This window comes from Gilvimarinus xylanilyticus, from assembly GCF_024195295.1.
Taxonomy (GTDB): Bacteria; Pseudomonadota; Gammaproteobacteria; order Pseudomonadales; family Cellvibrionaceae; genus Gilvimarinus; species Gilvimarinus xylanilyticus.
Map to the genome: position 1 here is coordinate 274,465 of NZ_JAMFTH010000002.1, position 14,492 is coordinate 288,956.

General features: G+C 47.5%; 13 protein-coding genes and 1 pseudogene. 8 read left to right on the forward strand and 6 right to left on the reverse strand.

The window, feature by feature from the left end:
- Positions 1 to 749: 749 nt before the first annotated feature.
- Together M6D89_RS10130 and M6D89_RS10135 are read left to right on the forward strand one after the other, a co-directional pair.
- On the forward strand, positions 750 to 992 hold the full coding sequence (locus M6D89_RS10130; protein ID WP_253967948.1) for a TIGR02647 family protein: 243 nt from the start codon (positions 750 to 752) through the stop codon (positions 990 to 992).
- Positions 993 to 1,103: 111 nt separating this feature from the next.
- Positions 1,104 to 1,652, forward strand: a complete 549-nt coding sequence (locus tag M6D89_RS10135) for a DUF3617 domain-containing protein (protein WP_253967949.1) — start codon at positions 1,104 to 1,106, stop codon at positions 1,650 to 1,652.
- A gap of 40 nt (positions 1,653 to 1,692) precedes the next feature.
- On the opposite strand, the gene M6D89_RS10140 is transcribed toward M6D89_RS10135, so the two are convergent.
- A complete protein-coding gene (locus tag M6D89_RS10140) occupies positions 1,693 to 2,208 on the reverse strand; it encodes a protease complex subunit PrcB family protein (protein ID WP_253967950.1) in 516 nt (171 codons plus the stop codon).
- A gap of 278 nt (positions 2,209 to 2,486) precedes the next feature.
- On the opposite strand from M6D89_RS10140, the gene M6D89_RS10145 reads away from it, so the two are divergent.
- Positions 2,487 to 2,762, forward strand: a complete 276-nt coding sequence (locus M6D89_RS10145) for a hypothetical protein (RefSeq protein WP_253967951.1) — start codon at positions 2,487 to 2,489, stop codon at positions 2,760 to 2,762.
- Between the two features lie 211 nt (positions 2,763 to 2,973).
- On the opposite strand, the gene M6D89_RS10150 is transcribed toward M6D89_RS10145, so the two are convergent.
- Positions 2,974 to 3,612, reverse strand: a complete 639-nt coding sequence (locus M6D89_RS10150; RefSeq protein ID WP_253967952.1) for a response regulator transcription factor — start codon at positions 3,610 to 3,612, stop codon at positions 2,974 to 2,976.
- An 11-nt stretch (positions 3,613 to 3,623) separates the two neighbouring features.
- Positions 3,624 to 4,778, reverse strand: coding sequence for a sensor histidine kinase (locus M6D89_RS10155; protein ID WP_253967953.1), 1,155 nt, complete (start codon positions 4,776 to 4,778; stop codon positions 3,624 to 3,626).
- A 162-nt stretch (positions 4,779 to 4,940) separates the two neighbouring features.
- Between M6D89_RS10155 and M6D89_RS10160 the strand changes: the two genes are divergently transcribed.
- Complete coding sequence (locus M6D89_RS10160) at positions 4,941 to 5,708, forward strand: MipA/OmpV family protein (protein WP_253967954.1); 768 nt, start codon at positions 4,941 to 4,943, stop codon at positions 5,706 to 5,708.
- Positions 5,709 to 5,720: 12 nt separating this feature from the next.
- On the forward strand, positions 5,721 to 6,221 hold the full coding sequence (locus M6D89_RS10165) for a hypothetical protein (RefSeq protein WP_253967955.1): 501 nt from the start codon (positions 5,721 to 5,723) through the stop codon (positions 6,219 to 6,221).
- A 426-nt stretch (positions 6,222 to 6,647) separates the two neighbouring features.
- Here M6D89_RS10165 and M6D89_RS10170 read toward each other — a convergent pair whose 3' ends face one another.
- Positions 6,648 to 7,106: a helix-turn-helix domain-containing protein gene (locus M6D89_RS10170; protein WP_253967956.1), complete on the reverse strand. Its 459-nt coding sequence runs from the start codon at positions 7,104 to 7,106 to the stop codon at positions 6,648 to 6,650.
- Positions 7,107 to 8,725: 1,619 nt separating this feature from the next.
- On the opposite strand from M6D89_RS10170, the gene M6D89_RS10175 reads away from it, so the two are divergent.
- The 3 genes and pseudogenes from M6D89_RS10175 to M6D89_RS10185 all read left to right on the forward strand — a co-directional run bounded on the left by M6D89_RS10175 (position 8,726) and on the right by M6D89_RS10185 (position 11,630).
- Positions 8,726 to 9,364, forward strand: coding sequence for a hypothetical protein (locus M6D89_RS10175; RefSeq protein ID WP_253967957.1), 639 nt, complete (start codon positions 8,726 to 8,728; stop codon positions 9,362 to 9,364).
- A gap of 401 nt (positions 9,365 to 9,765) precedes the next feature.
- Positions 9,766 to 10,497 (forward strand): hypothetical protein, encoded by a 732-nt coding sequence (locus M6D89_RS10180; RefSeq protein WP_253967958.1) that lies wholly within the window; start codon positions 9,766 to 9,768, stop codon positions 10,495 to 10,497.
- 164 nt (positions 10,498 to 10,661) lie between these two features.
- Positions 10,662 to 11,630 (forward strand): annotated as a pseudogene (locus M6D89_RS10185) (IS30 family transposase).
- Positions 11,631 to 12,398: 768 nt separating this feature from the next.
- On the opposite strand, the gene M6D89_RS10190 reads toward M6D89_RS10185, so the two are convergent.
- Together M6D89_RS10190 and M6D89_RS10195 are read right to left on the reverse strand one after the other, a co-directional pair.
- Positions 12,399 to 13,382 (reverse strand): glycerophosphodiester phosphodiesterase family protein, encoded by a 984-nt coding sequence (locus M6D89_RS10190; protein ID WP_253967959.1) that lies wholly within the window; start codon positions 13,380 to 13,382, stop codon positions 12,399 to 12,401.
- Between the two features lie 320 nt (positions 13,383 to 13,702).
- Positions 13,703 to 14,194 (reverse strand): hypothetical protein, encoded by a 492-nt coding sequence (locus M6D89_RS10195; RefSeq protein ID WP_253967960.1) that lies wholly within the window; start codon positions 14,192 to 14,194, stop codon positions 13,703 to 13,705.
- Positions 14,195 to 14,492: the final 298 nt, after the last annotated feature.

Genomic DNA, 14,492 nt, shown 5'->3' on the forward strand with positions numbered 1-14,492 from the left:
GGCGCCACTCTGGCTCCCTAATATTTGACTTAATACAGCGATGTCGAGCAAATCATCGCGTTAGGGTTTACTGCAAATAATACATTCCACCATGATTAATTAATCCCGGGCATTTCTATGCGTCGCATCATTCGAGCCATTAGCCAACACGTTTCTGGCACTGAGCGTACTGACCAATGAGGTCCGCACCAGCAATGACAAATCCGGTGACACAAATAAAATTGAAAATCAGCTGCTATGCATCAGAGAGTCTGTTCAGCAGCTACTGTTAGCCAAGCCCTCTTACCCCTATTACGCGGGCCAAGACTTTGGCCTTGTGGACATTAGCTTTGCACCACTTTTTCGGTACCTTTACTTGTTTAGCGAAGCTTTGGATTTTGATTTTATCGGGTCCAGAAGTCGACTGCACGCTTGGTCTAGCAGTGTTCTTCAAAGGAAATCCGTTCGCGAGTGTGTTCCGCCGACTTACGCCAAAGACCTGATTCACTTTATTCAGCCCATTAACCCCATCCTCGCCAAGCAGCTACAAAGCCGCTAACCAGCCTAGGTGTATCGGCTAAAAGTAGCCAATGGCCTGCCCGATATACTTACATATTCAGGATACATCTTCACAACCATATTCAACTAATGGCACAGGCGGTTTTTAATCACGTAAATTGACAACGCAATTGAGGCAAAGACCGTCTATGCTTAAACTCATCAATTCCGTTTGATCGGGCGTCACGCCAGACAACAATAAGAGGTACAGCATGCCATTTTCCCAAGACCAGCTAAATGAACTGAACCTGCTCGCTTTGTTTTCCTCCTCATCCAATCAAGAGGGCATTAAAGTCCACCAGCACTCCGCCGATCCAGCCTCGGTAGCCGCCGCCAAGCGCTTACACGAGCGCGGTCTTGTCACCCAACCTGACGGTGGTTACCTAACTCCCCTGGGTAGTGAAATTACCGAGCAAGTGCATAAAATACTGGCGGTGCTCAGTAGCACCTCATAAATGCCCAGCAAGGCTTAACCGCGCTGCAAACCGACGCTTGAACTGCCCCGTTGACTGGCCCACACTTTGCGAACACGCTTTATTAATCCACCGGCGAAAAGGACGACACCCATGAACAGCTATAAGTGTTTATTGACTCTACCGGCATTTTTAGCCCTGGTACTCCTGGCGGGCCAAGCTCAGGCCGATGAGCCACATATGAAACCCGGCCTATGGCAACACAAAATGGAATTCACCAGCGAGAGCGGGGAAATGGAGAAAATGATGGCCCAGCTGCGCCAACAAATGGAGAACATGCCCGCCGAACAGCGGCAGATGATGGAAGGCATGATGAAATCCCAAGGCGTGAATTTCGACTTTGAAAGCCAGGCCTTCAAAACCTGCCTGACACCCGAGCAAGCCGCCCGGGGCCACCTGGATCTAATGGAAAACAACAACTGTCGGGAAACCGGGCGCCACACCAGTGATGGCAGCACTACCATCGAGTTTACCTGCAGCGGCGAAACCGAGTCCCAAGGCTCGATAATCTTTGAAGGAGATACAAGTTACTCGGGTGAATCAAGCGCCAACGTCGACTTTCAAGGCCGCCCCGAAAAAATGACCATCGCCCATCAGGGCAAATGGCAAAGCAGTGATTGTGGCGACGTAAAGCCCCAGTAAATCACTCTGGGCGCTCTGGCAGCGCCCACCGGGAGCGGTATCATTCTTCCCCGCCGCACGAGGCCTCTTCGGTTATAGCAGAGTAACTCACGGGTAAATCGCTTTTTTCCATAGCGATAAAACAATAGGGTGATACCACCATGGCCGGGTAGGCGCAGTCACCACTACTGTTGGCCAGGATATCGGTATAACGCACAACAATGGAGCCTTCGTGAGTGACCACCTCATCGATGCGCAGGCCGTAACCGGGGTTCGGCTTCCAGCCCGAGTGAATCGCCACAACCTGTTGGGTGGAGAAGTCTATGTCGGGCACCTCCTCTTGGCTGTTTAAATCCGTAACGCCATATACTTCGCGAAATTCGTGCATGTCGGTAATCACTTCGCGACTGGGCTCCTCAATCGTCGTATGCGGGCTATTGCCACACTCGACAATCTCATAAGCGTATGACTCCCCCGTGTTGTCGTGGCGCACCCGGGTTTCATCTTCATTCTCACTATCACCGGCACACCCCAATAGGGAAAATGCCAACGGGGCGATCAAATACACTGGCTTCATCTCAACTCCTTGTTCTGATCCGTGAATTCAGCGCAACTGTTAACCTGGTAATTACAATCAACCTGGCAATCACAATGGCCGAGTTGAAAGCTTACCAAACAGAAAGCTCGCGATGTGTAAAAAACTTTATTCTTGTCGATCACCACACCTAAACTTCGATGGCGAAATTGCGACCAACGACAACTCGCCTAACGAGTAAACCTTGCTCGCGCTACTCATTTTATTGTTTCTCATTTAGTATACAATTAGCCTCAAACTCCCATATCCGATATTTAACCATGAAATCCGACCCCAAAAAACTTGTCGACAAAAACCAAAATCTTATCCACTCCGAGATGATGAAAGTCGTCTCTCATGTGCAACGCGATCAAGGCGAGTGGATACTGCATACCGTTATGGTCGAGGGGTGTGACGTTCCTTTTAAGTTTAAGCGCAAAGGAAACTACCAAAATTTGAAAGGAGCACGGGTCAATATGACCTACTACCCCGAGACGGAAAAAGTAGCGGGCATAGACTTTGAAATTATGAAGGTCGTGCGTATAAAACGCGGATAATCTGTTTAAAAGCTACCGAAAGCACACTTAAACTTATATTTAAGCGGAAAACTCAGGACCAACGGCCACCATTTTTATGAAATAAGCTTTTATAAAAGTTAATAGAGATCGTCAACATCTACGAATAATCAGCTAGTTTTTGCATGATTTACAGATCATATCCGGTCATAGAAGAGCAGAACGATAAGCCCGATTTAACTTATAAGATTGACTAAAGAATACCCAGGTCCATCGCCTTTAGTACCGCGCGCGTACGATCTTTAACCTCTAATTTTGAGAGAATTGAAGAAACTTGATTTCGCACCGTTCCTTCGGAGCGAAAGATCGCTCCGGCTATTTCATTATTCGTATACCCGGCTGCCACTAATTGTAGTATTTGCTGCTCTTTCTCAGTAAGCGGTGATGTCATCACCTTATGCCCGTCACCTGCGGACGGCACCTGACTTCTAATACGCTCAGTCACCACTGGCTGCATCCAGTTCTTACCATCGGCTACGGTTTTTATTGCACTGACCAGGGTGTTCAGGCTTACATCTTTCTTTAAATAGCCTTTGGCACCCAGCCTCAGGCACTCCAGCACTAGGTCGTGCTCGTCAAAGGTGGTTAGTACAAGAATATTAAGCGATAAGCTTTCTTTTTCTAGCGCCTGTAAAAGCTCTAGCCCACTCATAACCGGCATACGGACGTCCAGCAACACAACGTTCGGTGACATGGACTGAAGCATATCTAACGCCTGTTTCCCATCCCAGGCTTCGCCACAGACGTGAATATCACTGTTTAGCGACAGCAAGCTCTTTATGCCTTCTCGAACCAAGGTTTGATCATCGACCACCAAGACACTGATTGTCATGGTTATAACTCCTAACTGGGAATATCTATATTCAGGTTAAAACCATGGGCGTCGAAATCGACTGCCATTGTACCGCCTAGATTTTCGACTCTTTCTTTCATTCCGGTTAGCCCATTACCCCAAACAAAGTCTTCCGAAATCCCTCCATTGTCGCGGTAGCAAAACCCGAATGATTGGTGAGATTTTAAAATAGAAATTTCAATACTTGTGGCTCTACTGTGTTTTCGCGCATTGGTCAGCGATTCCTGGGCACATCGAAACAAGGTTTCGGCCAGGGTCGCGCTTTGCAAGTCAAGGTCGTCTTGAATATTCAGAGACACACGGCCTTCATCGGTTGGCTGTAAAAGGCTTTCAACCGCGCGCTCTATATCAATATTGGTCTTGGCTCTGATATCAGTAATCGTTGCGCGTATATCGCTTAGCAATAAACGTGAAATATCGCGAGCCCGATGCACGTATTGCAATGCATGTTCAGGAGCTGCGTTAATCGCCACCTCCAGCTGCAAGCTCAGTGCAGTTAAGTGGTGACCGACCTGGTCGTGCAAATCACGGGATATGTGCAATCGCTCATCCTGCTTTGCGGCCTCACTCAATAAGTACTGGGTGGCCCGAAGCTCTCGCAACAGTTTTTCAGATCGTTCTTTCTCGCGGCGCTCAGACATAACCGCAAACCCAATAACCAAAATCGCTAAATTGAAAAGTACATATAAAATAGCACCGTGAATAGCATAGGGAATAGAGTGGTAATAGTGATCAATTAGCCCTCCCGACATTGTGGGAACAACAGCCAAAACTAAGCAAGTTGGTAAACTGAATATTTGCGTTGCGCGATTAACCATTAGAATAGTAAGAATGCTGACGAACGACAGCTCATACAGCAACATCAGTATATAGGTGGCGGCAAACGCCACAGCAAAAAAATGCCGGCGGTATCGGCTTAGCTTTTCCAGTCCACCCCAAAAAAACTCTAAAACCAAGTAGCTGGTTACCACGGCGAGCAAGGCGGCGATAACATACTTAGGCACAGCCAGAGTTTTCACCCAGCCCCTGGGATCTTCAAAGGTTAGCGTCAAGTAAGCCACGATAACACCTGTGCATATCGCCAGCATGCGCTCCAGCGTTCGCAGTTCGTATAAAGACGCTAAAAAGTTATTTTTCTTCGACATTGTTAAATTGTACCTGCGCTAACGTCTAACGGGCATGTGTCATATGTCATTATCATAATGGGGATGAATTCATGACAATTGACACATGCGATTACCGGACCCGAGGGGTAAGCTTTTGCATCGAAACTGAGTGGAACCTTTACCGGAAATAGGGATTAGACCATGTGGCGACTACTTTTTACAGCTACCTTGTTAAGCCTGACACTAGCCTCGAAAACCAGTGCGGACACCCGTTGGCACGTTGAGGTAGGCGGGGGCGGGGCTAGCTTTCAAGCGCCTTGGCGAGGTGTGGGTGTTGAATTGACGCCTTTGCCCTATGTTACGGCCCGCTACGGGCGCTGGGGGTTTGGGGTAGGTGAAGGCCTGGTTCAATACGCCTTAATGCAATCTGACCTTCAGGTAGAGGTTGGACTGGGCTATCGCGATGAAACCTATCAAAGTAACTTTTCACTGGTTAAGTACGACTCCGACGATGCGGTTTTTAACGGCTACAAAAGCCCCAAAGGCGAAGTCACGGCACGAATGCAGTTTAACTATAGTTACTTTCATTTACGCCTGGCACAAGATATTCAGGGGCGTTCCAAAGGTGGCACTGCCCTTCTCAGGGCGGACATACCTGTCTATCGACATAATAGCGGTTGGCAGGTATCTACCCGTGTTGGCGCCTACTGGTTGCAAGACAAGTACGCAACCCATGTATTCGGTGTCTCGCCCGGCAACACCAACGAATCGGTAGGCCGATATCAGTACCAAGCGGATAGCTCACTGAATTACTTCACCGGCCTTCAAGTTTACGTACCCGTGGCAAAGCGCCATTCAGTGCGTGGCTTCGCACGATATGAGCGACTGGATAATGAAATCAGCAATAGTCCACTGGTCGGACGCAAGTATCGCGCGCAGTTAGGCATTATGTACGTAGTCACCTTATAAACGGACATACCTATGAACTTTCCAAAACATGTAAAGTGTATCGGATCGCTCACCGGCATAACTCTGTTAGTCGCCTGTGGGGGCAATAGTGATCCGCTTACCAAAGAGTTAAATCGGCACCTAGAGGTGGATATTCAGGATTTTGATGTCGATAAGTCAAACCTACACCCGGGCCAGTCGCTTGATATCGAATGGCGCTCCGAGGGTGCTGTATTGTTTGATGCCCACCTTTACCTAAGCGAAGACCGAACAGTGTCCAACAGTGATATCCAGATTGTCGACGAAAAGTGCGGTGTCGAGCACAACGACCATTGTCATGCTGCACGCGAAGTCGAGTTCACATGCGAATTTTACTCAGACAACTATTTTGGCTGTTATGAAGATGGTGACAATATTGGTACGGAAGATCTGACCGAATATTTAACTCAACTGCCTTTTGAAAACTACTTAATACTAGAGCTATGCAGCCACGGAGATTGTGAAACAAGGGTACATCGTCTGACCTTTTACTGAACCAGGCCACTTTTTGACCCGCTATTGATCCTCCAGTGAATAAACAAGTGGGGCTCCCCGCTTAGGGTATGACTGACAATGTATGCATAGGCTCTGAGACACAACAACGCGCAGCGCGGCCTGGTCACTCTCTGTTTTCTGAACACTCCAACAGGGCTCTGGTTGAGTATAGTATTCGCAGACAACGCGATAAACAATTATCGCCTCAAACAGCAAGCTTAGCGGCAAAACAACAAACAAAATGGCATTAGAAACGTTATTTATTTGGCGATCTGCCGCGAAAAATCCCGGTGTGTTTTCTAAATTGGGAGTTCCATCTGACATAGCGTCCTCGCATGGGCTGATTCGGACCTGCGGAGCCAAAACCCGTTACTGCGCCGGCATCAGCTCCACGTGTCGATAAGTAGAGGGTAAAAACGGGAAGACTTACAACTTACGCCCCAACCGGCGCTCGGCCAGGCGTCGCTCCCAACCTGGGCTCATAAAGCTGATCACCCCAAACGCAATCAGCCCTTGCACCACCAGCCCAACTCCCAGCCCCGCGAAGATGATGTAAACAATCGGCGCATCGTGGAATGCAAAAAAGAATACAGCAGCCGTTATAAGGTAAGTAATCAGGTACTCGTAAAATTCTTTCACACGCCTCGCGTACAGAAGAACGTATTGTTCATCCAGCTTCAACTCGGTGTCATCTTGCATAGGTTTATCCTCTGGTTGCAGTACAGACAGATCTACCTCAAACACAGATGCCAGAGCCTTACAGGTTTCCATACTCGGTCGGTGCCCCTGCTCCACCCGCTGAATGGTGCGGGTGGTAACCCCCGCCATTTCCGCTAGCTGGGCCTGAGACCAGCCCCTTTTTAAACGCAACTTCCTGATAATCATGGCTCTGTTTACCCTTACTGCCTGAGGTGGCTGCAGTGTTACCGAATTGAACGCCCAGCAAAACGACACAAACGCGAAACACAGGCGAAATTGACACGACAGTCTAATAGTATCAATGACTTACAAGGTTATGTATTGCTTAAATCCTGTTCAGCGCTAATCTAATGGTAACCTACTTTTACCCAATCATGGTTCAAATAACGTACAACCACTAGTTGTTCAGATAGACTAAAAGCCTCATAGAACCTTCAAGAATCTCAATACCCCCTAAAGCGACTTCAATAAGGTTAATTGACGAAACCCTGGCCCGAATCGGATAACTAGCAAAAGCTATGGACAGTCCGTGAGCCTGGTTAATGGCCGAAGCCATAAAACAGTTAGTCGCCCGACAAGAATGGTTTATCCGCGAGCTAGAGCAAGACGCCAGCCGCGGCTGACGCCAATCGTCTAGTCGACCACAGCGACTTAAAAGCCCTTGGGGAGGCAAAGCGCGCCGCCACAATGGACTGACCTGGCCGCGCAAGATTTAGAGAAAATAGAGCGGCATATTGCCGAACAGAGCAATCCGCCTATTTCTATAGATGTCGTACCCGCTATCCGAACATAGGGCACAAGACCAGCTGAAACAGCCTGCCGCCGTTGGATTAATTGAAGCGATTACTTTGGCGCCATAGCTTCATCTGACTCCAAGATTTTCCACTTACCCCTATAGCCGGCCTTCTAGCCATCTCCCGGTTGTCAGGTCCATTCCGCCGTGGCACACTAGCCCGCATAACGCGTAGGCTTATCACCGAATCTGCTTGCCAGGGGCAAGCCAAGATAAGTCAGATTTAACCAGTCAGGAAGGTTAGATAATAGCAGGCATATCCCGGATATACGCAATGCTTCTCCTCCCTTTTGGCTCGTCCATTTATTCGCAGGAATTTTAAGCTGGGGGCAGCTTAGCCTTTGTATTTCTATTGTGTGAAATGTAAAGCCTGACGCCGCCGGTTTTCGATTTCTTCATAAAGGTGCTCTCGAAAAGCGCCCTTATGTGGTGTCACAGTTGGAAGAACGTAATGACTATTCTATTTTTTGTTCATCTAGCGATACTGCTCCCTTTGGTGATTACTTTAATATCGCTGCTCGCTGAGTCAACCATTCTTGGCGGTTGGGCCCAGAACCTGATGATACTATTGTTAGTTATTGGGTCGGTAGGGTTGGTTTACGCTAGAGGAAGAGTTCCTTTTAAGGTCACCACTTCGAGTCTTATTGTGTATAACTTTCCTTTGATGCGTACTTTTTCTCTGAATGGAGTTCAGGAAATTTCATTAGCAAACAGTTTTGGGGGAACCAGAGTTGACATCTCAACAAAGAGCGGAAAACCTATGAACACTCTTATACTGGCCCCGGTAAGCGTTTGTGTTGCTTCATTGCGAAATATTCCGTCTGACATAGAAGTAAAAAGCTAGCTAATTAAAAACCATCGGCGTAAGGCCTTACAGTTCACACTAAGATGTAAAATTTAAGGCCTGCACCTAAATTTCTCGATGCCCTAAGCCCTATTGATGGCCATACTCGGCACTCGCTTAAAGGCACGATAGTCTTAGATTTCACCAACTTGGAAGGTAACAATAAAAATGAGAGCACTCAGCCACCTTGCCCTTTATATTTTTGCTTTTGTGGGATTTGCCGCAACGATAGCGTCAGCGGGAATTTATTATTTTGTAAACTCGCAATCTGACGCTGTTAACAGCATGGCGCCGCTGGAAGAAAAGTACGAGCCCGCTCTTAGCCCCCTCGAAACTAATGCCATTATCAACGGATCGCGCAGTGAAAATATTAACGTAACCAGCGTAATCGTGCGCGAAGAAACCCCCGAGCACACCGTACTAGAGGTAACCTACGATACGGACGACAGCGCGCCGTTAGACAATGTTTGGATCGGTGCCCATTTACTCGAGCAGTCCGGCGCTGTTATGACTACCGCGTATAAACCAGGCAAGGCACACGTAGGCATGGGCCGAACAGCCCGGGTGTGGATTGGCTTGGCGGACACCGAAGAAAAACCCTTGGTGGTATCAGAACGCCTGCTAATCAAATTCTATGAAGCCGGTGGCTCACCGTTTCACGAAGAGCAGTTTGCGTATCAACGGGTGTGGTGTCGAGGCGAATCCGTTCTCAGTGATCTGGTCCGAGGCACCTTTACCAACGAGCGCACCAGCAAATACGCCGCAACCTCACAGAGAACCGTCTCCAGACTGTGCCTGGGGGACTAACCACAATCGTTGTGCTTCGAACAAGCACCTCAGAATCAGGCCTTTCCAGTTGAGAAACCGGGGCCAGATGACACTTATGCAGCAGATTTCACACTGGCGCCCCGTGCTGCTTCCCGGTTGTCAATCGCCATAGGCCGTGGCACACTAGACCGCATAGCCCGTAAGGCTTATCACCCAAACCGCTTGCCAAGGGCAAACCACGATAAGTCAGATTGAACCAGTCGGGAAGGTTAGATAATAGCGGGGATAACCCCGGATATACGCAATGCTTCTCCTCCCTTTTGGCTCGTCAATTAATTCGTAGAAATTTTAAACTGGGGTCACATTAGCCTTTATATTTTTATTGTGTGAAATGTAAGGCCTGATCCCGATATTGCGCTGAGCGCGAAGAGTTGGAGTGAATGATTACTGCCGCAATAGAGTCGTGGAAAGTGTTTAAGGCTATTGATAATAAGGTTAAGTGTCTATTCTACTTCTCCTTGTTCTTAATATTGGTTAGAAATTTAATATATCTTGATTATATTCCGGTCCGCTTCGACCCTATGATTTTTGAATCTGGAAAGCTAGCTTACAGACTTTCGCTTGGCATTTTCACCAGCTTTATATTCTATGTTGTAGTTATTCACATTCCCGAATATAGCAAGAGAAGAAACCTTAATCCATATATATTTACGCTTTCTGACAGGCTTATCACAAGGTTCGAAAATGAAAAGCAACATTTATTTTTAAAGAATAGTTTAAGAGATAAAAATTTCAAAGTTCTTATAGAAAAGATTAAAAGTGAGAGCGATTCTGATGAATTCGATAAATCTAGAGTGACATATTTCTTTAACGCAACTACACTTTCTGAGTTTTCGCGTGGATTGAAGAATGACGTCGACTCGCTTATCAGGTGCTCTATCCACGTCGACCATGAGGCATTCTCAATTGTCAATAACATAGATATGGATCTGTGCCGGGTGGCGTCTTACTCATACCCTTTTTCAGAGAGCAACGAAGGTGTTAAACCATGCAATCTAGTAGAAGATTGTTTACTGGATAAAATTATCCAGGCCCTAGAAAGTATTGAGAGAAATGTATATTTACTAGATGCTTACGTAAATAGTTTAAAGAACAAGTACAGCCATCAATAATTTTAACTTTTTTCTCTCAAACAGTTAACTCGATGAAACCATCGGGGTCAAACCTTACAATTCAAGCCGAAATATGAAACGCGGTTTCGGATAATAAGTGCAATTGGTAAGAGAGAGGCCAGCTGGTAGAGTCGGCACCTCTCCCGACCAAGAGAAAAGCACTGATGAGCTACTACCAGCTGACCGAGAACGAACGATACCAGATTTACAGCCTGAGAAAAGCCGGACATTCACAAACAGAAATAGCGGAGCTACTGGAAAGGCACCCATCGACGATCAGTCGAGAGTTACAGAGAAATAAGGGGTTGCGGGGGTATCGCCCTGGTCAAGCCGATAAGCTGTCAGATCTTCGGCGAAGCAAGGCCCACAAGGCACGGAAGGTTACCGACGAGGTTCTGCGTCAAATTGAGATGTTAACTAGGCAGGATTTAAGCCCACAGCAGACTGCGGGCTACTTGAAGAGGCGCACCGGGGTTTCGCTACACCATGAAACGATCTATCAGGTAATTTATGCAGATCAGGCCTGTGGTGGGGATTTGTATAAACATCTGCGGATAGCGTCAAAGCCGTATCGAAAACGCTATGGCAGCTATGATAGACGGGGAAAGATTAAAAACAGAGTGAGCATAGATGAGCGCCCAGCTGTAGTTGATCAGATGAGCCGGACTGGCGACTGGGAGGGTGATACGGTCATTGGTAAGGGGCGCAACGGAGCCTTGCTGACGATGGTTGAGAGGAAAACATTATATACGGTCATTGTACGATTAACCGGTAAACGATCAGATTTGCTGGCCGATGCAGCTGTTTCTCACATGGCCCACCTCAAGGACAAGATCAAGACGATCACCTTCGACAACGGGCTTGAGTTCGCCGGGCACGAGGTTATAGCCAAAGGTCTGAATGCAGACATTTACTTTGCACACCCCTACGCCTCCTGGGAGCGGGGAATCAATGAAAACACCAACGGCCTTATCCGGCAATATTTCCCGAAAGGCACGGACTTCAATAAGGTGACGGACGAATAGGTTCGCTTTGTAATGGATCGGTTGAATAGCAGGCCGAGAGAAAGCCGAGACGGAAAGTCACCGAATGAGTTATTTATGGGGCAACGAGACGACTTGCTCGCTGCGTAAAGAAATTGCAGTTATTACTTGAAACCAAGAAACTTAAAGTCTTTCAGATATTTTTCGATTTGGCGGGGAATAAGAGGTCAAATCGTGACTAAACCAATTTAGGTCTTAGACCACTTCATAACCACAACCGAGCTGCTTTTCTTCTTAAGTCAACACTAGCCCCCATCTTTTTTATTAATCACTCCTAAGCTTCTGAACGGCTGGCCCAACAACCTCGACTTTATTTGTCCATATATAGCCGGAAAACGTTTCAGGTACGCGGGACACTTGCGTCAAAGTATCAATTCCGGGGGCACCGTTACTATCCATAGTACCGATCAAGATGATTTCGCTGTTTACGCTCTGCAAACGCTGAGAAAATAGATTTGGCCAACCCCATAGCCAGGGCGCTATATTCATTGGCACCATCACAAATGTGTTCCGGCAGCCCTCTGGCACATAACCTGTCCAACCGAAGGTAATATAGCGCTTAAGACAGTTCTTGACACTGGCACGGGTAAAACCGCGCAGGTTGCCGCCCACGCGTTTCGTGGCTCGCCAAGTCGATTCGGCTCCGCCATAGACGCCCCAAAGGGTCAGTGGATCGGGGTCAGGCCTTACAGTGGATCGGGGTCAGGCCTTACAATTTACAACGAAATATGAAGCTTAAAGCCTGCTCCAAAGTAATAAGGGATAAAACTTAGCTTAACCAATTCAGGTCCTAGGCCACTTCATAACCACAACCGAGCTGCTCTTTTCTTAAGTCAACACTAGCCCCCATCTTTTTTATTAATCACTCCTAAGCTTCTGAACGGCTGGCCCAACAACCTCGACTTTATTTGTCCATATATAGCCGGAAAACGTTTCAGGTACGCGGGACACTTGCGTCAAAGTATCAATTCCGGGGGCACCGTTACTATCCATAGTACCGATCAAGATGATTTCGCTGTTTACGCTCTGCAAACGCTGAGAAAATAGATTTGGCCAACCCCATAGCCAGGGCGCTATATTCATTGGCACCATCACAAATGTGTTCCGGCAGCCCTCTGGCACATAACCTGTCCAACCGAAGGTAATATAGCGCTTAAGACAGTTCTTGACACTGGCACGGGTAAAACCGCGCAGGTTGCCGCCCACGCGTTTCGTGGCTCGCCAAGTCGATTCGGCTCCGCCATAGACACCCCACACAGACTGTCGCCACTGCGGGTTCTCGTCAAGCAAGGTGGCCAGCATCTCACCTTCTTGCGTTTCGCGACCTTTAAAGTTAATCAAAAACTTCTGGCTCGGAAAGGCAGAAAAAACCTCACCCAGCTCGGGCAGCAGGCCAACACCCTTACCACGCAGAGGGAAGGTCTTGCCGTTATCCGCAGTATAGCCATACCCAAGGTCCAAGGTTTTCAGATAGTCCAAATCATGGTGACGCGTAACGCCTGTCCCTTCAGTGCGGCAATCCAACGTCCAGTCGTGGAAGACGGCAAAGTAGCCATCTGTTGTGGGGTGAACATCTAGTTCAACCACATCCGCCCCAGTGGCGAATGCCGCGCGTATGGAGGGTATAGTGTTTTCAATGTAGTCATGAGTCGGCGTATCAATACGCTGAGCGGTGCAGGTATCATTGGTTAGCCCCTCACGATGATAGGTTTGATGAACCCCTCGATGCGAAATAATTTTTAAGTCATCCGATTCCGAGCTAGCCCGCCACGAAGCATTCAAAATATATGCGCTTAGACTGAATAGGACCAAAATAGACGAAGCAATCGTTTTTATTTTCAAATCACACTTCCTGTTAACACCACGACAAGTGATAATGTTTTTTATTATTGATCTAATACTTTCCGTTTATCATTAAGAAGTCTAAAACACGAAGTGGACATTTTTAAGGCATAATTGTGGCGAATTATGGCAAGTGACCAACTGTAACCCTCCCCAACACGCGGGAATTCAGGGGGGACAGTTTACTTAATTCAAACTGAATCTTAAGGCCGGGCATCGGGGCTGGTCTTACAACACACATCAAAATGTAACATCCAAGGCCAGTCCTGAAGCTTTTAGGGTTATCAGGTTCTAGTCTCCATCTTTAGCCGACAAAAAACCTATTCTGGCTTACTCAACTGCCTCGTTAAGAAAAAATAGCCAATCAGTCCAAAGACAAACGGATGTCCGGTATAAAGCCTAACTTGATGCGGGCGTCGGAACTCATATTCTTGCTCGCTAACCTCATAGTACTTCTCAGGATTATCTCCAAGGACATAGAATTTATTATTTTCATATTTAGTAACTCCACCAATTGCAGAACTGTAGGAGAAATTGAAAAAGAAGTAGCCGCCCACGAGAAATACTATTAAAAATCGCTTGGCTGTCGCCTGCTGAAACATCGCCTCTATGGGGTTATCGACAGTCTTTGGTGTTCCGGATTTTATTTGATGTATCCCAAGGCGGCCACAACCCAGAACAAAAAAAGACATGCTGACTACGGATAATGGTAGCCAGAACCATTTTGGGGGAAGAATTCCGAGCCATGCAATTAAATGAACCAGCATTAGGCCTAAAAAAGTAATTGCTGCTATTAGTTTTATAGTTTTCATGGTGGTATGTTCAATCTATTCGCGAGCTTATTATTTGGTCCAAATTTTGGGCTTGTCTTTATTTCGATCAGAACAAAGCCTAAATCTCGCACGGTGCACTTTCCCCTGCAACCAGCCGAGCGCAGGCCTATTTTAGGGGGTAAGTGAGCAGGACGCTCACGCAAGCATCGCCACGCCAAGGACAAGGTGAATGCCGCATAGCGGGAGAGAAGGTGCCCTGGGGTACGGCGTGTCGAAGCGGCCCGCTAAATTAGGTCGGAGCGAGGGAACCCGTAGGGCTGAGATGCCGGGGTGCGTT